Here is a 21504-nt window from a genome sequence, read left to right on the forward strand (position 1 = left end):
CTAAAAAAAGCATCTAATATAGATAAGGGCGTGCGTCACAAGTCGCACGCTTTTACCTGAACAATAACGATACGTGAGGACTAATGGCAGAAGGAAGCAACGGAAGGCGACGTTTTTCCGACAAGTGGGGCAAGCACGAACTAGATGTCCTCGCCGTTCTATCATCTGCGTTCCCCCAATGGTTGACTTCACGGCAGATCGCGCAACGCGTCAAGGCTTATGCTGATTCTTACGGAGAACTTGCCGATCAGGCGGCCAAGGCCGCGTTCGCCAAGCAATTCCAGCGTGACCGCGCCAAGTTGGCGGCCATGGGCATAGCCATCGAATCCCGTCAACCCGAATACTCTTCGAAGTCCGAAGGGCAGGATTTTGCATCCTACCGTCTGCAGTTGGGCGATGAGCCGAGGGTGCGCCTTCGCTTCAAGCAGGAAGACCTGCCGGTGCTCGCCGCCGCGAACTATCTGGCGCGTTCGATGTCGATTTCCTCGTCCTCGTCGAAGCACGAAGAACAGCACGCCTCCCGCACCGCGCCGCGTGTGCCGCAGACCCCGACGCCGGGACTCGGGCTTGACTCGATTGCCCCGGGGCTTGGCACGCAGCCGATTCCTGACAATCTGATGAAGGTCGTCGATCAGCGGCGTTTCGCCGCGACCATCGACGTGGACGGCGGGCATATGAACGTCGCCTACACGGATTCCGACGATCTGGCCATGTTCATGCTTGAGCATCCAGGCTCTTCGGTCGTCTCTCCTCAAGAAGCGGTGGATGCCTGGAACCGCAGGCTCAACGCCGCGGTCAATTTCACGTTGGCCGACGAAAGCCAGGGCGAGATGGGGGAGACCATCGTCACCCCGTCCATCAACAAAACCACGGCGAACAGCGATGTCGACCCCGAAAACGGCAAGTCGCACTCGAAGCGCAGCTCCTCCTTCCAGACCGGCAGCGAAGTGGACCGCAGGCTGCGTCTGATGCTGTTCCTCTCTGCGCATCTGGGCGAGGAGTATTCCCTGGATGAGCTTGCGGAACGCTTCATCGGCGAGCCGAAGACCGAGGACGAGAAGAAGAAGGGTGTTGCCGTCATCCGCAAGGACATCAACACGCTCACCACCGTTTCCGATGATGGCGAGATGGCAGGCAGCCAGTTCTTCGACATCGATTGGTCGCTGCTGGATGCCGATGGCATCGTCTCGGCCACCAATTCGCTTGGTCTCGAACGTCTTGCCGGTATTTCGCAGCAATATCTGAGCATGCTGACGGCTTCCGTGAGTTATCTTGCGCATTCCTCCTTGCTTCCCCTGGCTCAGCGCGAACAGGCGGAATCCCTGTATGTCCGTCTGCGCCAGCATGTCAAGCCGGGGGAGACCCCTTGGCTTTCCCTCACCGGCTACGAAGTCGAGCCTCGCAGTTTCAGCGTGGTCAAGCGGGCGATCTCCACTGATTCGCTTCTGGATATGGAATACACCGACGGCACGGGCCGCACTCGGCGTAAGCTCGTCGCTCCCTCCAAGATCTTCGTGGATGAAGGCGTCTACTATGTCGCCGTGTGGACCGATGTCGCCAAGGCCGCGCCCAAGGATGAGAAGAAGTTCGTTGCCAAAGACACGACCATCAACAAGGCCACCGGTCATCCGCGCATCTGGCAGGTCCTGCGTCTTTCGCGCATCGAAAAGGCGGACCTTGTCGAGCCGACAAGCCAGCTTGATATCCCGGATGTCCCTGTCGCCGAGCTGCGCAAGTGGAGCTTCGACAACGGAACCTCGACCGTGTTCATCACCGACAAACCTGATCTGGCGTTCACCAAGACGCTTCCCGGAGCCACCGTCGAACCTTGTGGCGAGGGGGAGAAAGTCCATCTCACGGTTTCCTCGGATTCGTGGTTCGTCGCTTTCGCCATCGCGCATGCTCGCCATATCATCGCCGTCGCACCGGAACCGCTGTTGACGATGATTGTAGCCAGAGCCCATCGAGAGCTGACTCTTGAGAACAATATTCAGCAGGATAAGTAGGTTCGTAACGGAAACCGAAGATTTCGATTGCGATAAGATAAATCGAAATCATTGAAACCGGGAAAGGGGAGTCACATGCCTTGGTGGGGTTGGATCATCGTCGCCGTAGTCGTGCTTGCCGCTCTTGTGGTCGGTTTGGTCTATGCCGGTATCCATGCGCTTCGCGCGGCTCGCAGCATTGCGGGCACGGGCAAGGAAATTCAGCACTATCTGAATGCGATGCAACAGTCTGAGCCTTCCAGCGAAAGTCCGGAAAAGCCGCTGTTTACCCAGCCTCTTTCCACTGCGGCGCATCGTTACAGCCTTGCACAAACCGAAGTTGAGCGCCGGCGAATCTCGCGACATAACCGTCACGCAGAACGCTGGAGCATCTGGAGGCATAACAAGGTCCCGTTCACCGGAAACGTTCCTTCGCAAAGGAACCAAGCGGTTTCCCCATCGTCAAACCAGGCTTTTGACGGCATCATACTGGACAGTCAGCTTTCGTCGGATGAGAAAAGCCGAGACGATTCCAGTCGCAATATTGCAAAGGCCGATTAAATGGCCGTTGCAACGCCCCTTTCGAATATCCTGCCTCTGTATAGCAGCATATCCGTCTTTCATGAATCGACAGTTTCACTTCTATGAGTCATTCACATCATTATCGTCATAAAAAACATCCGGCCTTGGAATCCGAGGATTTCAGCGCCCGGACAGACCAATATTCATCAGAGGAACAGTCTTTGTCGCCGTCGCAACGCTATATGGTGTTCAAAAAAATAGCACCTACGAACGCTCGGAAGCGGCACGATTCGCTCGGAGGCTCCCGTTCGAGCTCGATCCCTTTCAGATAGAAGCGGATGAAGCGCTTGAAGCCGGCAAGAATGTTCTTCTCGCAGCCCCGACAGGTGCCGGCAAGACGATCGTCGCGGATTTCGCCATGCACTTGGCGCAGGAAAGGAGCGTCAAGGCGTTCTATACCACGCCCATCAAGGCCCTGAGCAACCAGAAATACCATGATCTCGTGGACGTATACGGTGCCGAGAACGTAGGACTGCTGACCGGTGACACATCCATCAACTCGGAAGCCAACATCGTGGTGATGACCACCGAGGTGCTGCGCAACATGCTCTATGAGAATTCGGAGACATTGCGCGCATTGCGATATGTCATCCTCGACGAAGTCCACTATCTCGCCGACAAATTCCGCGGGCCGGTGTGGGAAGAGGTTATTATTCACCTTCCCAAGTCCGTCAAAATCGTCGGACTTTCCGCCACAGTATCCAACGTCGAGGATTTCTGCGCATGGATAGAATCCGTTCGCGGGGCCACGAAACTCGTCGTTTCCGAAAAACGTCCCGTGCCGCTTGAACAGCACGTCATGGTACAAAGCGACGACCAGCATGAGCCGGAACTCATCGACCTGTACCGTCACAACAACAACGGCGTGCAGACCGACAAACTCAACGCGAAGCTCGTCGACCGTATCGACCAGCTCGACAGAAAAGCCGTCGTGCGCGCCCATGAAGAACGGCGAGGCGGCAAAAACCGGCATCGCAGGGGAGTGGAAAAGCGTCGTAGGCCCGGTCAGGTTCGCCGCTATATCCCACGCCGATGGGCCGTGGTCGATGAACTGAACTTCATGGGTCTTCTGCCAGGCATCTACTTCATCTTCTCGCGCAACGGATGCGACGAGGCCGTCGAGCAATGCCTTCGTGCCGGATTGGAGCTGACCACCAAAGACGAGGTGATGCGCATACGAGCCATCGTCGACGAAATGGTTGAAGGCGAACTCGACCACGCCGACCTCAAAGCGCTTGGTTTCGCGCGTTTCCGCTATGCGTTGGAAGAGGGCTTCGCGCCCCACCACGCAGGTATGGTGGCGCTTTTCCGGCAGATCGTCGAACGGCTTTTCGAAGATGGGCTGATCAAGATGATCTTCGCCACCGAAACGCTTGCCTTGGGCATCAACATGCCGGCTCGTTGCGTGGTCATCGAAAAGCTTGAGAAATTCAACGGCGTGGACCACGTGACATTGACACCGGGCGAATACACCCAGCTCACCGGTCGCGCCGGCAGACGAGGCATCGACACCATCGGGCATGCGATCATCGTCGACCATCAGGGCTTCGTGCCGGCCACGGCCGCCTCGCTTTCCAGCAAACGTGTCTATCCGCTGCATTCCAGCTTCAAACCCACGTTCAATATGGCGGTGAACCTGCTCAATTCCAGCAGTTACGAAACCGCGCGAGACACGCTCGACCACTCGTTCGCGCAATGGGAGGCCAACGAGTCCGCCGAAGACTTGGAAAGTCGTATACAGACGCTCGAAAAGGCCGTTGCAGGCTATGAAAAGGCGTTCGCCTGCTCGCACGGTGATTTCAAGGAATTCATGACCATCCGCCAGAAGCTTTCCTATCTGCAGAAGGACGAACGCAGGCATCTCAAGCGCAGAAGCTTTACCAGCGACAAGGAACGCAGCGCAGAGTTCCGCAATCTCGACAAACGTATCGAGCAACTGAAAACCGAAGAAAGCGAGCATCCCTGCAAGTCATGCCCGGACTTCCAGAACCATCTGAAGTGGGGGCATCGCTGGCTGCGTGAATCCAAAGAGCTGCGGCATGCACGAGGACGCTACGAGTCACGCACCGGGTCTGTTGCGCGCCAATTCGACCAGATCTGCACCGTGCTTTCCTCACTCGGTTATCTTAAGGAAACCAAAGAGAATTTCGGCGTTGATGCATCGCAAGAAGGCTATCATGATTCGTCTTCCTTAATTACGAATGACGGAACGGCTTCGAAAGCGTCGAATGATCAGAACGAATCATCAGAACGAATGCCCGAATCACAGTCTGTATCGGTGACACGAGACTATCAGCTCACCATGCGGGGGCAATTGCTCAGGCATCTGTATAGCGAATACGACTTGGTGCTTTCGGAAGCCATCACCGACGGTTTCCTGGATGAGCTGGAACCAGAGGAACTCGCTGCGACCCTGTCTTCGTTGGTATATCAGGCGCGCAGGGGAACAGACAACGAGCCACGGCGTTACCCCGGAGGACCTGGTGGTCCAGTGGCTTCAAGTTGCCGACAGTTGAGGGATGTCTTTGCCGATGTCGAGATGATGCGGGAGGATGCCGATCTCGACGAATTAGAACCGCTTGATTTTGGCCTTGTCGATGTCATCTACGACTGGGCGCGGGGAGAGGATCTCGCCCAGATTCTGCACGGCAGCGAGCTGACCGGCGGCGATTTCGTTCGTAACGCAAAACGTCTCTCAGACGTCCTTCAACAGATTTCGACCGCACAGACCTACTACGAGGCGGACAATCCGCATCTTGCCGAGAATGCGAGCAAGGCCAATAAGCTGGTCAACCGTGGTATCGTCGCATACTCGGGGGTCGACTGAGCGGCAAAACATTGTGGACAGGGAATAATAGACTCGTCCGAACTGTTCTGTACTTTAGAACTAGACTAACTACAAGGAGAATGTATGGCGGAACGCAGCCTGCGTGGTATGAGTATCGGGGCGAAGTCACTCGAATCCGATGAAAACGTCGATTTTGCAGCGAGATCTGATGTAGCGTACGTATGCCCGAAAGGTCATCGCACGATTTTGCCATTCGCCGAGGGCGCGGACGTTCCTGCCGAATGGGAATGCCGTTGCGGTGAGGTCGCCAAACGTGAAGACGCCGATTCGGATGAGGTCGACGAGATCAAGAAGCCGACCAGAACGCATTGGGACATGCTCATGGAACGTCGTACCGAAAGCGAATTGAAGGACTTGCTCGACAAGAGACTCAAAATGCATCGTGAGGGTTGGTTCCCGGATTACGAGTGAATCATCGGTTCACTAAAAAGGATTTCACTGACGGTGATGGCTTGACGATATGCAAGCGGTCACCGTTCTTTGTATTCGAATTCGTACGCTTGCGGTAGTGGATTATCAAGTAATTAAATATCCGATAATGTACGTTATGTCAGATTTCGGAGAAATCTCGACATAACGTCTCGCGGTTATATACCCAAGCTTTGCTTGGCTTACATAATCGCTCGCGGTCGCTACACGTTATGTACCTAGTTTCGCTTGGCTTACATAACGTGACGCGCGCATCCCCTACGATACTAAGAAAATCTTGATATAACGTCTCGCGGTTATATACCGAAGTACGCGCTTGGCTTAATAATCGCTCGTGGTCGCTACGTTATATATCTAGTTTCGCTTGCTTATATAACGTGGCTCGTCCTTACTGATGCCGATGAATAAAGAATGCTTTGCGGTTATACCAAGCAGACTTGCCTACAACAGTTTACAATCACTATGTTTTATATTTAGGCTTGCAGTGGTTTACACAACAATATGCGCTTATAGATGTTTGCAAAAAGACTGGCTCGCAGTCGTTACCTAGGCTTTGCTGTGAACTTACGCAGTAGCAATCAATCGGCAATGCAATCACTTCAAACTGTTCTTGGTAATTTTTTAGTTTCACCTGACAGTTGCGTTGTGATGCCGCTTTGTGAGGACCTCATCGACGATACTTCTCTGGGCTTGCTCTGCCTGCAGATACATCAGAACCAATTCGGTTACGAAAAAGATTCCCAGAACGATGACAGACGGAATGCCAAGTACGGCGTAGACATGATGGATTGTGCCGTGAATCTGGGCTCGCAGCAACTTGTAGACTCCGTACGGTGCGCAGCACAGGAACATCGAGACCACCTGCATGATGATGACCGACCATTGCACCGTTTCGACCTTGCGATGATCGTCTTTTTTTCGCAGTGCACCGTTGACCAGGCAAATCGCGCAGATTCCCAGCGCCCAGAGCAAAGCGAAAATCCAAAGAAATCCCGGAAGTATAGCGGCCATGTACTCGAAACCTTCGTGTCGGCGTTTGTCGGTAACTCTGAAATTTAAGAATCCAAATAAGTATAAACTGTAAATAACGATATTCGATAATTTTAAAGCAAATAACGAAAAATGCCGATATCAGTGCTGCGAAGCTCGTTCCAAACGTTGGTTTTCGAGTTTCTGACGCATCCGTTCTGCAGCAATGTCATCAATGGGCGAAACAGGCAGGGCGGATACAGGAGAGTCACCTGGCGTAATATCCATGTGTTTTTCCTGCTTGAGCTGCTCCTCGACCTGATGCCACAACTTCCCCACCGACACCGCGAAAACAGCTGTACCTTGATCGATCAGTTTCAGCACTTCGTCGCCGTTCTCACATTCCCTGACATCCTGACCGTCGCAGATGATGGTCATGTGCTCAAGCTGTTTGGTGCGATGCCGTGCAAGAAATCTAATCGCCGCCGTGACATTCTGCAGATTGACGCCGGTATCCAGCAGTTTCTTGGAAACCGCCAGGATAAGGACATCCTTGAATGAGTACAGTCTTCTTGAACCGGAGCCATGCGACTGGGTGATGGAAGGCACCACAATCTGCTTGCGGGCCCAATAATCAAGTTGACGGTAAGTGATGCCGGCGACCTTGGAAGCCACTGTTCCGCGATAACCTCGAGTGGCCGTCTCTTCGTTGGGTTCGGAGAACAACTCCCCCTGCACCAAGTCTGCCGAAGTGTCATGCCGTGCCTTGCGTGCCCTGCCCGAAAAGGAGGAACGAGATATGGATGCCGTGTCATCTCGGTCCATGCTGGCCTCCTCTCCTCCTCGCAAACACCGTTTCAGTGCACGGTCTTACCTGTTTATTTGGCAACCACCGCTGATGACGAGAAAAACACCAGACGGAACTTGCCTATCATGATCTCGTCGCCGTTGTGCAGCGTCGCACGATCGACGCGTTGACGATTGACGTAAGTGCCATTGAGACTGCCCGCATCCACCACTTCAAACGTGTCACCGGTGCGGCGGAACACCGCATGAGCGCGGGAGACGGTGGAATCATCCAAAAGAATATCCGCGTGCGGGTCACGACCGACGCTCACCTCATCCTCATCGAGGAGGTAACGGGAACCCGACACCGCTCCCCTGGTCGAAATCAGCAATGCCGAGCCCGGCGACAATTTGGTCATGGTATCAAGATCGTCTTGGGTCAACGGACGGTCTCCTGCGGAGGTGACCGGAATATTTACAGCAGGAAGACCTATGATGGTTGTCTCGCCTGCGCTTGGAATCGGATTAGTCATAATGTTCATTCTACCGTTTTTGCGTACTGATATTGCTCGGCATCGCGTGTCTCGCTGATATCTACACTTTCGCTCGGAGTCACGGTGACCTTGGCTCCGAATTTCACCTTGAACCTCGAACCCACGCCCCCGGCGATATTGACGGCATTCTGCAGATTCTGCGGGTCACCGATGGCTTTGACCCTGTATGGGGGCTTCAATATCTGTCCATCGCATTCAAGGCTTTTCCTGGTCTCGGTGATATACGTCGAGGTCACCACACGCACATGGTTCAATGCCATCACCTCGACGCCGGCATTGCGCAGCTCCTCGAGCAGCTGAAACATGGTGGCGGCATCGATGCGTTCCTTGCTTCCTTGAGAAATGGTGATGATGACGCCTTTGCCGACGGCAGGCAAACGACCGGAAAGAATACCGCTGGTATCCTCGTTTTCCTTGGCGATACGCTGCGCTTCCTGCTGTTTGTTGGCAGCAGCCTTCAAGGAATTGAGCTGGCCGGTCAGTTCGGTTTTGCGCTGCTGGAGATTCTGGACCTGCGTGCTGGTTTCGCTGATGAGTCTGGTGAGTTCCTCTTCGCTCATCGTCTCGTAGGTGGAGGTCTTGTTGTTGAGCTGAATGGCATAGCCGAAACCAAGCAACGCGCACAAAAGGACGATCAACAGGCTGGTCATCAACCTGCTGACAAGCCCGCCGCCCATTTTTTTCGGCCTTTGACGCACTATGGGGAAGGAACCGGTGTCTGTCCGGTCGTTTTCACGGTCCTGGGCATGCTGGATATGCATGCTGCTGAGAATGTTGCGATTCTTTTTGTCTCCCATGGTCGCTCAGCCCTTGAAGATGAATCGGCGAATGGCGGAGACGTTGGAGAAGATTCGTATGCCGAGCACGACGATGACGGCGGTCTGCAACTGGGACCCGACCCCGAGCTGGTTGCCGAGAAGCACCAGCAATGTGGCTGTCAGGACATTGGAGATGAAGGATATGACGAACACCTTGTCGGAGAACGAACGTTCGAAATACGCCCTTGCCGCCCCAAGTAGGGCGTCGAGGGCCGCCACCACCATGATCGGCAGGTAAGGCTGCAGGACGATGGGGATGTCCGGCTTCACGAAGATGCCGATGATGACTCCGATGATGAGACCGAGCACTGCTGCCATCATTTGCTCCTTTTCGCGTGCGTCACACCTGTGGCTTGCGCCGCAGGCAACCTCAATGAGTAGGATCTTGACACCTGCGGGTTGATACCAGCGGCGTTAAGCGTGCGATACAACCCAGGCTGCGAGTCGCTGTCCATTGCCTGCGACAGGTTTTTCTGGTTCCCTATCGCTTCTATCTTATAGGGACTGGCCACCTGATTCACTCCTATGAGAATTGTCTGCCCCGCTGTTCTCACCGAAGTTGAGACTCCGAGACGATAACCGTTGACGGAAATCGCCTCGGCCCCGGCTTTCCAGAGCAGGTTGACGATATTCTGCAGGTCCGAATCGGTGACCACGCGGATATGGTTGGCGTTGTTCTCCCTTGGACCATTGCCGTTTGCGGTTCCGGAGGCCACGGGGTCGGCCAGTGTGACGACGATCCCGGATCCCTTTACGGCCAGTGCGCCGTTCGTCATCTCATCCTGGGTAAGGGTGGAATCCGGTCCAGCATTGGGCATGGAATCGGAAAGCCTGCTGACCTTGGTATGCAAGTCGGTGACTTCGGTGGTCGTCTTTTTGAGACTGGCATTCTGGGCTTGCAGTTCTGAAATAAGGCTTGCACGCACCTGTCTGCGTGGGTCGGTATTGAGCTGTCTGACGAAAACGATGCCGACGAAACCCACCGCGATGCAGATGATGAAGACGATGATGCGGGTGAACCAGGTGGAGAATTTCGAGCGTTGCTTTTGCTGGGTAAGCCGGGCATCGGAAAAAAGAGGGTCGAGCGGGCGATTGGTCAGGTCGTCGATGAGCCGCAGGCTGTCATCGACGACTTTGCGCCGGTGTCGTGCAGAGAGGGAGGCAGCGGCGTCTTCGCTGACGGCGTGCCAGGGGCCGAGATCTCGAACGGCCTTCGAGAACACCGCGCGTCGTTTGATCAGTTGTCCGTCGATTTCCACACGGAAGGATGCGGGTGTTCGTTCCGGCTTTGCCATTATCGGTCCGAATCGTGCCGAAGCAGGGTGATGCCTTGACGAATATAGATGTAACCGGCCATCCAATAGAGGATGATGCCCCAGATGCCCGCGGCCAAAGCGCCCAGATGAAGGATCTGCGTAAACGTATTGCTCCACAGGTCGGCGAAAATCAGCGCGGTGATGGAAATCATCAATAACGCTGTTCCGGCTTTGCCTACGAAATGAACAGGCAAAGGCCCGTAGTCGTGCTGGGCGAGGACAACGATCAATGCCAGCAACATGAGGTCACGCAGGCCTACTACGAACAGCATCCACCATGGTATTATCCCGGCCCAGCCCAGTGCGAGAATACTGCAGAATATCAGCAATCGGTCGGCCACAGGGTCAAGGATCTGGCCTATTTTGCTGACCTGGTTCCATTTCCTGGCGATGATTCCGTCCAGCCCGTCGCTTGCCGCTGAAATCGCGAGCACGACAAGCGCCGCAATCATTTTGTGTTGCGCCGTCAGCCACGAGATGAAAGGTATCGAGACGATGCGCAGAACACTGATGAGGTTCGGGACGGTGAAGTAGATATCACGCGCGTCCGGACTGTAACGGTTGTTGGAATTGATCGGAAGTTTCATAAAAGGGTTCAGATTCTTGAAGCTTGCAGGGCAGTGACAATGATGGCTCGGGCACCGACGTCGTAAAGTTGGTCCATCGTCCGATTCACCTTCTCGCGTTCCACCATGGCACGGACTGCACACCACTGCTGGTCGTGAAGCGGTGAGATGGTCGGGCTTTCCAGTCCGGGTGTAAGTGCCACGGCTGCGCCAACCTTGCTGACCGGTACGTCATAGTCCATCATCACGTATCGTCGGGCGGTTAGCACGCCTTCGAGACGCCGCTTGAAAATCATAAGCTGCTTATCGTCCTCGTTGATGTGCGGGGAACGGATGAGGATGGCCTCGGAGTGAAGAATCGGATCGCCGAAAATCCTCAAGCCGGCATTATGCAAAGTGGTACCTGTGGAAACCACATCGGCGATCAAATCGGCGACACCGAGCTGAACAGAAGATTCCACGGCACCGTCCAAGTGGGTGATGTCGGCATGAAGTCCATGCTTGCCCAAGTAATCGCGGACTAGCTTGTCGAATGAACTTGCAATCCGCTTGCCTTCGACATCCTCGAGCGTGTTAATTGAAGAATCATTGGGAGCCGCGAAACGGAATGTCGAGGCCCCAAAACCGAGCGGAAGGTCCTCGGTGGCGTCCGTATCGGTATTGCGCAACATATCCCGGCCGGTAATGCCGACATCGATGGCGCCTTGCCCCACGTATATGGCGATATCCAAAGGACGGAGATAGAAGAGCTCAACCTGGTTGTCCTGGTCTTCGACCACCAGTTGACGTGGTTGGGTACGCAATTGGTATCCGGCTTCCTTCAAGAGACTCCATGCAGGCTCAGAGAGCATGCCCTTGTTGGGAACGGCAATTCTCAGCATTATCCTCCTCCTTCGCTTCTTTGCTTATCGCTGTCGTCCGGTGTGCGCTGGCATCGGTTCCTAAAGGTTCTTATACAGGTCTTCCAGACTGATGCCGTGCTTGATCATCATCACCTGGATATGGTAGATGAGCTGGCTCATTTCCTCTGCGGTCCGCTCGGCGCCTTCATATTCCGCGGCGATCCAGGTCTCCCCCGCCTCTTCAGTGATTTTCTTGCCGATGAAATGCGTGCCCTTGTCGAGCTCGTCGACCGTTTTGGAGCCGACCGGTCGACTCTCGGCTTTTTCGCTCAGTTCCTTGAACAGTGATTCGAATGTCTTCATGGTTATCTCTCCGTTGTTTTCGCACATCATGGTGCGTTGGCGTAGCTGGGTCAGTCCTGGTATGCGGCCTGTGCCTTGGCGCGGATGTCATCTATCGCCTTGGCTCGGTCATCGGCCCCGTAGACCGCGGAACCGGCGACGAGCACATCGGCTCCAGCCTTGGCTACGATGTCGGCCGTCTTGGGGCTTACCCCGCCATCGACCTGGATATGGGTCTTCAGGCCACGACGGGTTATCTCGTCACGCAGACGGCGGACTTTTGCCATCTGGTTGTCGAGGAACTTCTGACCGCCGAATCCGGGTTCGACCGTCATGATCAGAATCATGTCGAATTCTTCGAGGATGTCGAAAATCGGCTCCACAGGCTCTGCCGGACGAACCGCGAAACAGGCTTTGCAACCCATCTCGTGCAGCTGACGGGCAAGGCGCACCGGGGCGTGGACGGCTCCCATATGGAAGCTCACCGAAGCGGCTCCGAGTTTGGCGTACTCGGGAGCCCAGCGATCGGGATCCTCAATCATCAGATGCACGTCTACCGGCAGGTCGGTGACCTCGCAGATACGCTTGACCACAGGTTCGCCAAGGGTGAGATTAGGGACGAAATGATGGTCCATCACATCGACGTGGACCAAGTCGGCATGGTCGATGGCTTTGAGGTCACGTTCAAGATTGCAGAAATCCGCTGAAAGAATGCTTGGTGCGATTTGAATGGTCATAACTGTATATCCTATGCTGGGCGAACGACTTGAAAACGGCTCGTAGCAAAGCCTTTGAGAATCCTATTCGCTTTTGGAGACATTGGATTTTTCTCTCGCAATGTCGGTTGAGGTTGATGTGTCCCTTGGTCCGGGCTACTTCTTTTCGGACTTGTCTTTGGCTTGTTCGGCGTCGGCTTGTGCGAGTTCTTCGACTTCCGTCAAGGTGCGGAGACGTTCGGACAGGCTTATGGTGGAACTGCCGATCTTCTGCACGACGATAAACGCCACTACGCCCAGCACAAAGACGACCATCGAAACCCATACATTGACTCGTACCCCAAGGATTTCGTGCGCAAAATCGATGCGCAACGCCTCGATCCAGGTGCGTCCGGCGGTGTACCACATCACGTAAACGGTGAACAGGCTTCCGGCTTTGAGCTTGTTCACCGCCTTGCGGCCGATCCAGACGATCAGCGCCGCACCGATGAGGTTCCAAATCATCTCGTAAAGGAATGTAGGCTGGAAAAGCGTCCCTGTAGGACAGGTCTGACCGTCATAGCATTGTTCGGTGTGACCTATCGCGCCGGTCATGTTGAGTTTCAGACCCCAAGGCAAGGTGGTCGGAGCGCCATAAAGCTCCTGATTGAACCAGTTGCCCAATCTTCCTACTGCCTGTGCCACCAGAAGCCCCGGGGCGACGGCATCCCCGAGCAACGCCATCGGATAATGCTTGTGCCGACACCATGCCCAAGCGGCCAGCGCGCCGAACAGCACCCCACCCCAGATGCCGAGGCCGCCGTTCCAGATGCGCAGTATTTCCATCGGGTCGCCGCTAGGTCCGAAGAACCGTTCAGGCGTGGTGACCACATGGTAGAGGCGTGCACCGATGATGCCTGCCGGCACCGCGCACAGGGCGATGTCGAGAATCTGATCAAAATTGCCGCCGAGTTTCTTCCATCGCTTTTCGCAGATCCATACTGCCAGCACGATTCCGAGAAGAATGCACAGCGCATAGAAACGAATCGAGACAGGGCCGATCGACCAATTGCCGAGTGTTATCTGCGGGATGACGATTTTCGAGATGGTCGGCGACGGAATATACGCCAGATTCCGACCTGCAAACAAATTCAATGGTGATCCTTGTGTCATAGCCCCTCAAAGCATCGTTAACTGATTATTGTCTCTGCCGGCCATCATACGCGTGGCCATAACCCGCTCACCTCAGCGGCAGACGTCGTTGGCGGCGTCCGCCGGCTTGCGTTCGCCCACGACGACGGGGACTTCCCCTCCTTGTTCGAAACAGGAACGCGCACCGGTATGGCAGGCCGCCCCCACCTGGTCGACTTCGACAAGCAGCGCGTCGCCATCGCAGTCCAGCGAAAGGCTTTTGACATACTGGACATGGCCGGAGGTGTCTCCTTTACGCCAGTATTCCTGACGGGATCGCGACCAGAACGTGACCCTGCCGGTGGTGAGGGTGCGGCGCAGCGCCTCGTCGTTCATGTAGCCGACCATCAGCACTTGCTGGGAATCGTACTGCTGGATGACGGCGGCTACAAGCCCCTTGTCATCGCGTTTGAGCCTTGCCGCAAGCCTTGGATCCAGCGTTTCGGCATTATCGTAGACAATATCGTTGCTCTTCATCTTTTTGGCTTTTCAACTTTCCTTATTTTCTGCATGCAATCACCTGCCAGCTGCGAATTCGACGTCATGTCTCCATATCCGGTTAAGGATACCCAGACGGTCATTCGGCGGATCAGGCGTGTACAGGCTCACGGACGGTGATGCCATGCTCTTTCATGGTTGCCTTGACCTGGGCGATGGTCATCTTGCCGTAATGGAACACGGAAGCCGCGAGCACCGCGTCCGCCCCGGCTTCGACAGCAGGCGGGAAATCCTCGAGTTTTCCGGCGCCGCCGCTGGCGATCAAGGGGATATCGACCACCTTGCGCATGGCTTTGAGCATCTCGATATCGAACCCGTTTCCGGTGCCGTCGGCATCCATCGAATTAAGCAGTATCTCGCCGACGCCAAGCTCCTGCGCGCGTTTCGCCCACCACAGTGCATCGATACCGGTGGAATGCCGTCCGCCCATCGTGGTGACCTCGAAACCGGACTCGGTGTGCTGCTCCCCCTGTTCACGCCGTGCATCGACGGAAAGCACCAGGACCTGGTTGCCGAAACGCTCGGCGACCTGACTGATGAGCCCGGGATTGTTGATGGCGGCGGTGTTGACGCTGACCTTATCCGCCCCGCTGCGCAGCAGTGCATCGACGTCGCCCACGGTGCGGACGCCTCCTCCGACGGTCAGCGGGATGAAAATCTGGCCTGCGGTGCGCGCGACCACGTCCATCATGGTCTGCCGATGGCTGCTCGAGGCCGTTACATCGAGAAAGGTGAGTTCGTCGGCACCCTCATCGTAATAGCGTCCCGCAAGCTCGACAGGATCGCCGGCATCGCGCAGGTTCTCGAAATGGACGCCTTTGACCACCCGTCCCTCATCCACATCCAGACATGGAATCACTCGTACCGCCAATGACATAGTGCAACTCCTACTCAACCGTCAGATATCTGACTCAAGACTAATTCATCGCTGGGAACAAGGAACGCAGCGTCTCAAAACATCGCTTGATCTGGTTCATACCGGTTCAATGGAATAAACATAGTCTGCGATTTATATACGCGGGCAATCCATGTGGTTGCAATCGCTGGATATAACGATACCCTTCTACGCACGTATATTCTTGGCCGCCAGCTGTCCGCAGGCGCCGTCGATATCCGAACCACGGGTATCGCGCAATGTCGCGGTGATGCCGGCGCTATGCAGGATATCGAGGAAGCGTTCTTCGTCCTCGGGTTTGGAGGCGGTCCATTTCGAGCCCTCGATAGGGTTCAGCGGAATCGGATTGACGTGCACCCAGTTGTCGCCGTAATGGTTCAGACGATGCGCCAGTTGGCGGGCGTGCTCCGCCTGGTCGTTGATGCCTCGCATCAGTGCGTATTCGATGCTCACCCGGCGATGGCTGGCCAGATAGTAATCATGGGCGGCATCAAGTACCTGTTCGGAATCGAAACGTCGGTTCATCGGCACCAGCTCATCGCGAAGGGTGTCGTTGGGGGCGTGCAGGGAAACGGCGAGACGTACGGGAATTCCCTCGTTCGTCAGCTTTTTGATGCCGGGAACGACGCCGACGGTGGAGATGGTGATGTTACGCGCCGAAATACCAAAACCGACCGGCGGCATGGCACTGATCTGACGAACGGCGGCAAGCACGGATTTGTAGTTGCCCATGGGCTCGCCCTCGCCCATGAAGACGACATTGCTCAGACGTCCCGGACCTCCGGCGACTGCCCCGGATGCCATGGCCTTGGCGGCGACACGAACCTGCTCGAGGATTTCCGCGGTGGAAAGGTTGCGGGTCAGCCCGAGCCCTCCGGTGGCGCAGAACGGGCAGCCCATGCCGCAACCCACCTGGCTGGAGATGCACAGCGTCGCACGGTTCGGATAACGCATGAGCACCGATTCGATGTGCGAGCCGTCAAAGAGCTCCCACAGCGTTTTGACGGTGGTGCCGTTGTCGGCGACCTGACGAGTCACTTCGCGGATCAGGGTCGGGAAGAACGCCTGCTGTGCCGCTTCGCGTTTGGCGGCAGGAAAATCGGTGAACGCGGAGACGTCGTTGTCGAAGTGTTCGAAATAATGGTTGCCGAGCTGTTTGATCCTGAATTTCGGCATGCCCAGCTGCTTGGCCGTCTCTATGCGCTGCTCCTCGTTCATATCGGCGAAGTGCAGCGGCGGCTTTCCTCGGCGTGCGTGGTTCTTGGCCAGCACATCGCGGAAAGCACCGGAGTTGCCTCCGGCGGTCACTCCCGATTCGACCGGTTCGTTTGTGGGTGAAAGAACGCTTGCGGGTCCGCCGTTCTTCGAATTGTCTTGTACAGCATCATTCATCATTATCATCATTCAATAAACCAGGAACCTTTACGGGTGTCTGCTGGTATCCGTGCAGAATAAAAGCATTGTCGCAGAGAAATTCCTCTGGAATCGGGATTTCTCAGTAGTTACATGCCGGTCGCCCACAGCAATACGGTAAAGAAGGGTGCGCATAGAAGAATCGAGTCGACGCGATCGATGACCCCGCCGTGGCCTTTGAGCAGATGGCCCATGTCCTTCAATCCCATGTCGCGCTTGAGCATCGAGGCGCATAGATCGCCGAACGTGCCGATGACGCCGACCATCACTCCGGTGAGAATCGGCATCCACCAGCGTGTTGCCCATAGACCCGGGTAGGTGATGGCGAAAATCACCAATGCGCCGACCATGGCGAAAAGAATCGAACCGCATAGTCCCTCAACGGATTTCTTGGGTGAGATACGCGGCGAAAGCTTGTGACGTCCGAAGAACGCGCCAAAGAAAAGTCCTCCGGTGTCGGAAAGCGCCGGCAGGAAGATGAGCATGATGGCATGGGCCACGGGGTGGCCGTTGAAGGTCTCCGGAAGGATGATGCATGAGGCCAGTACGAGAATATAGAGTACCAGGAACACCGAAACCGCGACATTGTCAATGCTGCTTTCGCCGTTTTTCTTATTGGCAGCCGATGGGGCCGCCGTTTTTTCGATGCCCTGGGCGGCTTTAAGTTTTCCTTCGATGGCCCCGGCAAGGCGTTTACCCACATTATGACGGAGATTGGCCGCGATGGCGACCGCGATCGTGGAAACGGTGATGCCGACGCCTGCCGCCAGCACATGGTCAGGCACGTAGTAAATGGAGAGCAGGGTGCCGACGCAGCACAGCCATAGTACAATCAGCGGAATATAAAGATGCACTGTCGCAAATGAGACATGAAGCTCACGCAGCGCCAGAACAAGGAAAACCGCGATCATCACGACATACAGATCGATCCTGATCAGCAGGCATGCGACGATGAGCACGACGAGGAATACGGCTGTGGCAACGGCCTGAGGCATGTTGCGCCCCGTCTTCTTATTGATGTCATTGAGCGCCGAACTCACTTCGTCGCCTGCCTCATGCCCTTGTTTGCTGGTCATTACCCTTCTCTTTCATGTCTGCCGAATGGATTTTGCACTTCTCTGCGCGATCGTAATCCGGAGAGAAGTGCAAAATATCGATCAGACCTCCATGATTTCCTTTTCCTTTGCATCGAGAAGCTCATCGATGGTCTCGGTCGTTTCTTTGGTGACCTTGTCGAGATCCTTTTGCAGACGATCGCCCTGGTCCTCGCCCATATCGCCGTCCTTGACCGACTTGTCGATCGATTCCTTGGCCTTGCGGCGGATGTTGCGTACTGCGACCTTGCCGTCTTCGGCTTTGCCTTTGGCGAGTTTGACGTATTCCTTGCGGCGGTCTTCGGTGAGTTCCGGCATGGTCAGATGGATGACGTTGCCGTCTCGCCTGGTGCTGCCGCCAAGGTCGGAATCGCGGATTGCCTTTTCGACGGCGTTGGCCTGCGAGCCGTCGAACGGGGTGATCGAAAGGGTGCGCGGTTCGGGCACGCCGATTGACGCGACGGCCTTGATCGGCGTCGGGGCGCCGTAATAGTCCACGACGATGCCGTTCAGAAGCGCCGGGTTGGCACGACCGGTACGGATTCCGGAGAAGTTCTCCTTGGTCGCCTCGACGGACTTCTGCATTTGCAGCTTGGCTTGTTCTACAGGATTTGCCATGGTTTCTCCTTCACGGCCCGCGATGCGAGCCACTGGTTTGCGTTTTGTGTTGGGTGGATTAATGACTTCTGGAAAACATCGAAAAGGGATGTCGCCGTATTATTGGGCGATTTCCGATTCCATGTTGGACACCAGGGTCCCGATGGGCTCCCCGACCAGGGCCTTGGTGACGTTTCCGGCTTCTTCCAAGCCGAATACACGGATGTGCTGGTCGTTGTCGCGGGCCATGGAAAGCGCTGCGGCATCCATGACGGCGAGGTTGTCGACCAAAGCCCGCTTGTAGCTCAGGGTCTTGAAACGCCTGGCGCTCGAATCCTTGCGAGGATCCGCGGTATAGATGCCATCCACGCCGTTTTTGCCCATAAGCACCGCGTCGCAGTGAATCTCAAGCGAACGTTGGATGGAGACGGTGTCGGTGGAGAAATACGGCATGCCCGCACCTGCACCGAAAATAACCACCCGTCCCTTTTCAAGGTGGCGAATGGCTTTCAACGGGATATAGGGTTCTGCAACCTGGCCCATGGTGATGGCGGTCTGGACGCGGGTGGCCTGGCCTTCCTGTTCGAGGAAATCCTGAAGAGCGAGACAGTTCATGACGGTTCCGAGCATGCCCATGTAGTCGCCACGGCTGCGTTCGATACCGGCCTGCTGGAGTTCCGCGCCGCGGAAGAAATTGCCGCCGCCGACGACGATCGCGACCTCGACACCTCGCCCTACCGCTGTATGGATCTCCTGTGCGACACGGCGAATAACCGCCGTATCGATACCGATATGACCACCGCCGAATGCTTCACCTGAAAGCTTCAGCAGCACTCGGCGCTTGGTATCGTCCTTGCCATCGTTAGTCATCAGCGGCCTCTCTGTTCTTGGGGTTTGGCGGCATATTACTGACTAACAGGTTATCTGTTCACGGCGACAGCAGTCCCCCGGCCAGCTCCACTGCCCTGATCGGCTGATCTTTTCGACCGCAGCCGCTACTGCCGGCGATGAATCAGTGCTTCATAGGAGCAGCCGATCGCCGGACATTGTTGCTACAAAGAATCCTCGGATATCGTGATAGACAACAATTGGCCGGTACCCGAAGATACCGGCCAATTGTTCAGATCAGATCAGAACCGCGGAGAGCGACGAATCACTTCTCTTCGCCCTTGCCGACCTCGATACGAGCGAAGCCGAGCAGCTGGCCGCCGACTTCCTTGAACAGATCGCCCACACGCTTGGAGGTGTCCTTGACATACTCCTGCTCGAGCAGCACATTCTCCTTGTAGAAGGCGTTCATACGACCTTCGACGATCTTGGGGATGATCTTCTCGGGCTTGCCTTCGGCTTGGGACTTCTCGGTGGCCACGCGACGCTCGGAAGCGACCACGTCTTCCGGCACATCCTCGCGGGTGAGCCACTTCGCACCCATGGCGGAAATCTGCAGAGCGGCCTCATGCGCTACTGACGCTCCCTTTTCATCGGTGGCGACGATGGCGACGATGCTCGGCGGCATCTCTGCGGACTTCTTGTGCGCGTAGATCTCGACCTTCGGGCCTTCGACCTTGGCCACCTGGCCGACCTTGACATGCTCGCCGAAGAGGGCTGCCGCTTCCTCGACGCTCTCCTTGACGGTGCCATCCTCGCTCTTGGCGGCCAGAACCTCGTCGGCAGTGCTTGCGCCTGCGGCGATGGCGTTATCGAGCACCTTGTCGGTGAAGGCGACGAACTTCGGGGTCTTGGCCACGAAGTCGGTCTCGGAGTTGAGCTCGACGGCGTAACCGGCCTGACCGTTGTCGGTGTCGACCACGCGGGAGGCGATGGTGCCTTCCTGGGCGGTGCGGCCCTCACGCTTGCCTGCGGCCTGAATGCCCTTGGCGCGAATGATTTCCTTGGCGCGTGCCACGTCGCCCTCGGCTTCGGTGAGCGCCTTCTTGACGTCCATCATGCCGGCGCCGGTGTCGTCGCGCACTTGCTTGATCAAAGCTGCTGTTACTGCTGCCATTGATATCTCCTTTAAAAATGCTGAATATGTATTGAATGCGCCAAAGGCGGTGCGAAAGCCCGGAAGGTTCCGACACCGCCTTTGTATGCAATGTCGGTCAGGCCTTGGCCTCTTCGACCTTCGTCTCTTCGGACTTGGCTGCGGCCGGGCTGGTCTCGACGGTCGCCGATGCGCTCTCTGCAGGCTTCTCTTCCTTGTCCTTCAAGAGGTCCTTTTCCCAAGCGGCCATCGGCTGCTCGGCCTTGTCCTCGGTCTTCTCCGCCTTGCCGCTCCGTTCCAGCAGGCCATCCGCCACGGCGTCAGCCATGAGGCTGGTCAGCAGCTCGACGCCACGAATGGCGTCGTCGTTGGCCGGAATCGGGTAGTCGACGAGATCGGGATCGGTGTTCGTGTCGACGATGGCGACGACCGGAATGCTCAGCTTGTGAGCTTCTTCGACGGCCAACGCCTCCTTGTTGATGTCGACGACGAACATGGCCGAAGGAGTGCGGTTCATGTTGCGGATGCCACCGAGCTGCTTCTCCAGCTTGTTCTTCTCGCGCTCAAGCAGCAGCAGTTCCTTCTTGGTCAGGCCGCTGCCGTGGACGTCGGTGAAGTCCATCTCTTCCAGTTCCTTCAGGCGCGCGACGCGCTTGGAGACGGTCTGGAAGTTGGTGAGCATGCCACCGAGCCAACGCTCGGAGACATACGGCATGTTGACGCGGGTGGCCTGTGCGGCGATCGCTTCCTGAGCCTGCTTCTTCGTGCCGACGAAGAGCACGGTGCCGTTGTGGGCCACGGTCTGCTTGATGAAATCGTAGGCCTTGTCGATCAGGTCGAGCGACTTGAAGAGATTGATGATGTGGATGCCGTTGCGCTCCATCAGGATGTACTGCTTCATCTTGGGGTTCCAACGACGGGTCTGATGGCCGAAGTGCAGTCCTGCCTTCAGCATGTCGCTCATAGTGATTTGAGCCATGATAATGCTACCTTTCAGTCGGTTATTGCCTGGCCATGCGGGTCTGCGTGCAACGTCCCCGCCTTTTTGCAGGCGAGTCGGTCGACCGACACAGTCCGTCACGTGCATGACGCGAATTTGT

General features: G+C 56.1%; 22 protein-coding genes and 2 pseudogenes. 5 read left to right on the top strand and 19 right to left on the bottom strand.

Annotated elements, in window-relative coordinates:
* Window positions 1-83: 83 nt before the first annotated feature.
* From OZX74_RS04730 to OZX74_RS04750, 5 genes and pseudogenes are all read left to right on the top strand, one after another.
* On the top strand, window positions 84-2006 hold the full coding sequence (locus OZX74_RS04730) for a WYL domain-containing protein (RefSeq protein WP_277157360.1): 1923 nt from the start codon (window positions 84-86) through the stop codon (window positions 2004-2006).
* A gap of 75 nt (window positions 2007-2081) precedes the next feature.
* Window positions 2082-2546, top strand: a complete 465-nt coding sequence (locus tag OZX74_RS04735; protein ID WP_277155851.1) for a hypothetical protein — start codon at window positions 2082-2084, stop codon at window positions 2544-2546.
* A 203-nt stretch (window positions 2547-2749) separates the two neighbouring features.
* A pseudogene (locus tag OZX74_RS04740) lies at window positions 2750-4779 on the top strand (DEAD/DEAH box helicase); the annotation flags it as partial.
* A 90-nt stretch (window positions 4780-4869) separates the two neighbouring features.
* Window positions 4870-5394: pseudogene (locus OZX74_RS04745) on the top strand (DEAD/DEAH box helicase); the annotation flags it as partial.
* 84 nt (window positions 5395-5478) lie between these two features.
* Window positions 5479-5826, top strand: a complete 348-nt coding sequence (locus tag OZX74_RS04750) for an RNA polymerase-binding protein RbpA (protein WP_277155852.1) — start codon at window positions 5479-5481, stop codon at window positions 5824-5826.
* A 645-nt stretch (window positions 5827-6471) separates the two neighbouring features.
* Here the strand turns inward: OZX74_RS04750 and OZX74_RS04755 are convergent.
* The 19 genes from OZX74_RS04755 to rpsB all read right to left on the bottom strand — a co-directional run bounded on the left by OZX74_RS04755 (window position 6472) and on the right by rpsB (window position 21383).
* A complete protein-coding gene (locus OZX74_RS04755) occupies window positions 6472-6855 on the bottom strand; it encodes a hypothetical protein (RefSeq protein WP_277155853.1) in 384 nt (127 codons plus the stop codon).
* Between the two features lie 120 nt (window positions 6856-6975).
* Window positions 6976-7638, bottom strand: a complete 663-nt coding sequence (locus OZX74_RS04760; protein ID WP_277155854.1) for a MerR family transcriptional regulator — start codon at window positions 7636-7638, stop codon at window positions 6976-6978.
* A 53-nt stretch (window positions 7639-7691) separates the two neighbouring features.
* Window positions 7692-8132, bottom strand: a complete 441-nt coding sequence (locus OZX74_RS04765; protein WP_277155855.1) for an FHA domain-containing protein — start codon at window positions 8130-8132, stop codon at window positions 7692-7694.
* Between the two features lie 5 nt (window positions 8133-8137).
* Window positions 8138-8950, bottom strand: a complete 813-nt coding sequence (locus OZX74_RS04770) for a DUF881 domain-containing protein (protein ID WP_277155856.1) — start codon at window positions 8948-8950, stop codon at window positions 8138-8140.
* Window positions 8951-8956: 6 nt separating this feature from the next.
* Window positions 8957-9289, bottom strand: a complete 333-nt coding sequence (locus OZX74_RS04775) for a small basic family protein (RefSeq protein ID WP_277144945.1) — start codon at window positions 9287-9289, stop codon at window positions 8957-8959.
* Entirely contained in the window at window positions 9289-10266 is a 978-nt protein-coding gene (locus OZX74_RS04780; protein ID WP_277155857.1) for a DUF881 domain-containing protein, read from the bottom strand. Before OZX74_RS04780 ends, OZX74_RS04775 begins: the two co-directional genes overlap by 1 nt.
* Window positions 10266-10874, bottom strand: coding sequence for a CDP-alcohol phosphatidyltransferase family protein (locus OZX74_RS04785; protein ID WP_277155858.1), 609 nt, complete (start codon window positions 10872-10874; stop codon window positions 10266-10268). Before OZX74_RS04785 ends, OZX74_RS04780 begins: the two co-directional genes overlap by 1 nt.
* Before the next feature lie 8 nt (window positions 10875-10882).
* Entirely contained in the window at window positions 10883-11734 is an 852-nt protein-coding gene (hisG, locus tag OZX74_RS04790; RefSeq protein WP_277155859.1) for an ATP phosphoribosyltransferase, read from the bottom strand.
* A 60-nt stretch (window positions 11735-11794) separates the two neighbouring features.
* On the bottom strand, window positions 11795-12058 hold the full coding sequence (locus OZX74_RS04795; protein ID WP_277155860.1) for a phosphoribosyl-ATP diphosphatase: 264 nt from the start codon (window positions 12056-12058) through the stop codon (window positions 11795-11797).
* Window positions 12059-12108: 50 nt separating this feature from the next.
* Window positions 12109-12774 (bottom strand): ribulose-phosphate 3-epimerase, encoded by a 666-nt coding sequence (gene rpe, locus OZX74_RS04800; protein WP_277155861.1) that lies wholly within the window; start codon window positions 12772-12774, stop codon window positions 12109-12111.
* Window positions 12775-12909: 135 nt separating this feature from the next.
* On the bottom strand, window positions 12910-13881 hold the full coding sequence (lgt, locus tag OZX74_RS04805) for a prolipoprotein diacylglyceryl transferase (RefSeq protein ID WP_277157421.1): 972 nt from the start codon (window positions 13879-13881) through the stop codon (window positions 12910-12912).
* Between the two features lie 96 nt (window positions 13882-13977).
* A complete protein-coding gene (gene hisI, locus OZX74_RS04810; RefSeq protein ID WP_277155862.1) occupies window positions 13978-14400 on the bottom strand; it encodes a phosphoribosyl-AMP cyclohydrolase in 423 nt (140 codons plus the stop codon).
* Window positions 14401-14512: 112 nt separating this feature from the next.
* The gene (hisF, locus tag OZX74_RS04815; RefSeq protein ID WP_277155863.1) at window positions 14513-15298 is read right to left on the bottom strand and encodes an imidazole glycerol phosphate synthase subunit HisF; all 786 of its coding nucleotides are present in this window, start codon (window positions 15296-15298) and stop codon (window positions 14513-14515) included.
* A gap of 186 nt (window positions 15299-15484) precedes the next feature.
* Window positions 15485-16708 carry a 23S rRNA (adenine(2503)-C(2))-methyltransferase RlmN gene (gene rlmN / locus OZX74_RS04820; protein WP_277155864.1) on the bottom strand — a complete coding sequence of 408 codons (1224 nt, stop codon included), beginning with the start codon at window positions 16706-16708 and terminating at the stop codon, window positions 15485-15487.
* Between the two features lie 110 nt (window positions 16709-16818).
* A complete protein-coding gene (locus tag OZX74_RS04825) occupies window positions 16819-17805 on the bottom strand; it encodes a phosphatidate cytidylyltransferase (RefSeq protein WP_277155865.1) in 987 nt (328 codons plus the stop codon).
* Window positions 17806-17886: 81 nt separating this feature from the next.
* The gene (gene frr / locus OZX74_RS04830) at window positions 17887-18441 is read right to left on the bottom strand and encodes a ribosome recycling factor (RefSeq protein ID WP_277155866.1); all 555 of its coding nucleotides are present in this window, start codon (window positions 18439-18441) and stop codon (window positions 17887-17889) included.
* Window positions 18442-18540: 99 nt separating this feature from the next.
* Window positions 18541-19290: a UMP kinase gene (gene pyrH / locus OZX74_RS04835; protein ID WP_277155867.1), complete on the bottom strand. Its 750-nt coding sequence runs from the start codon at window positions 19288-19290 to the stop codon at window positions 18541-18543.
* 283 nt (window positions 19291-19573) lie between these two features.
* On the bottom strand, window positions 19574-20425 hold the full coding sequence (gene tsf / locus OZX74_RS04840; RefSeq protein ID WP_277155868.1) for a translation elongation factor Ts: 852 nt from the start codon (window positions 20423-20425) through the stop codon (window positions 19574-19576).
* 97 nt (window positions 20426-20522) lie between these two features.
* Entirely contained in the window at window positions 20523-21383 is an 861-nt protein-coding gene (rpsB, locus tag OZX74_RS04845) for a 30S ribosomal protein S2 (protein WP_277155869.1), read from the bottom strand.
* Window positions 21384-21504 lie beyond the last annotated feature (121 nt).

This window comes from Bifidobacterium sp. ESL0798, assembly GCF_029395415.1.
Taxonomy (GTDB): Bacteria; Actinomycetota; Actinomycetes; order Actinomycetales; family Bifidobacteriaceae; genus Bifidobacterium.

Excerpts from the sequence above, each read along its gene's own strand:
- OZX74_RS04730 (WP_277157360.1), top strand. The coding sequence starts at position 84 with ATGGCAGAAGGAAGCAACGGAAGGCGACGTTTTTCCGACAAGTGGGGC.
- OZX74_RS04735 (WP_277155851.1), top strand. The coding sequence starts at position 2,082 with ATGCCTTGGTGGGGTTGGATCATCGTCGCCGTAGTCGTGCTTGCCGCT.
- OZX74_RS04750 (WP_277155852.1), top strand. The coding sequence starts at position 5,479 with ATGGCGGAACGCAGCCTGCGTGGTATGAGTATCGGGGCGAAGTCACTC.
- OZX74_RS04755 (WP_277155853.1), bottom strand. The coding sequence starts at position 6,855 with ATGGCCGCTATACTTCCGGGATTTCTTTGGATTTTCGCTTTGCTCTGG.
- OZX74_RS04760 (WP_277155854.1), bottom strand. The coding sequence starts at position 7,638 with ATGGACCGAGATGACACGGCATCCATATCTCGTTCCTCCTTTTCGGGC.
- OZX74_RS04765 (WP_277155855.1), bottom strand. The coding sequence starts at position 8,132 with ATGACTAATCCGATTCCAAGCGCAGGCGAGACAACCATCATAGGTCTT.
- OZX74_RS04770 (WP_277155856.1), bottom strand. The coding sequence starts at position 8,950 with ATGGGAGACAAAAAGAATCGCAACATTCTCAGCAGCATGCATATCCAG.
- OZX74_RS04775 (WP_277144945.1), bottom strand. The coding sequence starts at position 9,289 with ATGGCAGCAGTGCTCGGTCTCATCATCGGAGTCATCATCGGCATCTTC.
- OZX74_RS04780 (WP_277155857.1), bottom strand. The coding sequence starts at position 10,266 with ATGGCAAAGCCGGAACGAACACCCGCATCCTTCCGTGTGGAAATCGAC.
- OZX74_RS04785 (WP_277155858.1), bottom strand. The coding sequence starts at position 10,874 with ATGAAACTTCCGATCAATTCCAACAACCGTTACAGTCCGGACGCGCGT.
- hisG (WP_277155859.1), bottom strand. The coding sequence starts at position 11,734 with ATGCTGAGAATTGCCGTTCCCAACAAGGGCATGCTCTCTGAGCCTGCA.
- OZX74_RS04795 (WP_277155860.1), bottom strand. The coding sequence starts at position 12,058 with ATGAAGACATTCGAATCACTGTTCAAGGAACTGAGCGAAAAAGCCGAG.
- rpe (WP_277155861.1), bottom strand. The coding sequence starts at position 12,774 with ATGACCATTCAAATCGCACCAAGCATTCTTTCAGCGGATTTCTGCAAT.
- hisI (WP_277155862.1), bottom strand. The coding sequence starts at position 14,400 with ATGAAGAGCAACGATATTGTCTACGATAATGCCGAAACGCTGGATCCA.
- hisF (WP_277155863.1), bottom strand. The coding sequence starts at position 15,298 with ATGTCATTGGCGGTACGAGTGATTCCATGTCTGGATGTGGATGAGGGA.
- rlmN (WP_277155864.1), bottom strand. The coding sequence starts at position 16,708 with ATGAATGATGCTGTACAAGACAATTCGAAGAACGGCGGACCCGCAAGC.
- OZX74_RS04825 (WP_277155865.1), bottom strand. The coding sequence starts at position 17,805 with ATGACCAGCAAACAAGGGCATGAGGCAGGCGACGAAGTGAGTTCGGCG.
- frr (WP_277155866.1), bottom strand. The coding sequence starts at position 18,441 with ATGGCAAATCCTGTAGAACAAGCCAAGCTGCAAATGCAGAAGTCCGTC.
- pyrH (WP_277155867.1), bottom strand. The coding sequence starts at position 19,290 with ATGACTAACGATGGCAAGGACGATACCAAGCGCCGAGTGCTGCTGAAG.
- tsf (WP_277155868.1), bottom strand. The coding sequence starts at position 20,425 with ATGGCAGCAGTAACAGCAGCTTTGATCAAGCAAGTGCGCGACGACACC.
- rpsB (WP_277155869.1), bottom strand. The coding sequence starts at position 21,383 with ATGGCTCAAATCACTATGAGCGACATGCTGAAGGCAGGACTGCACTTC.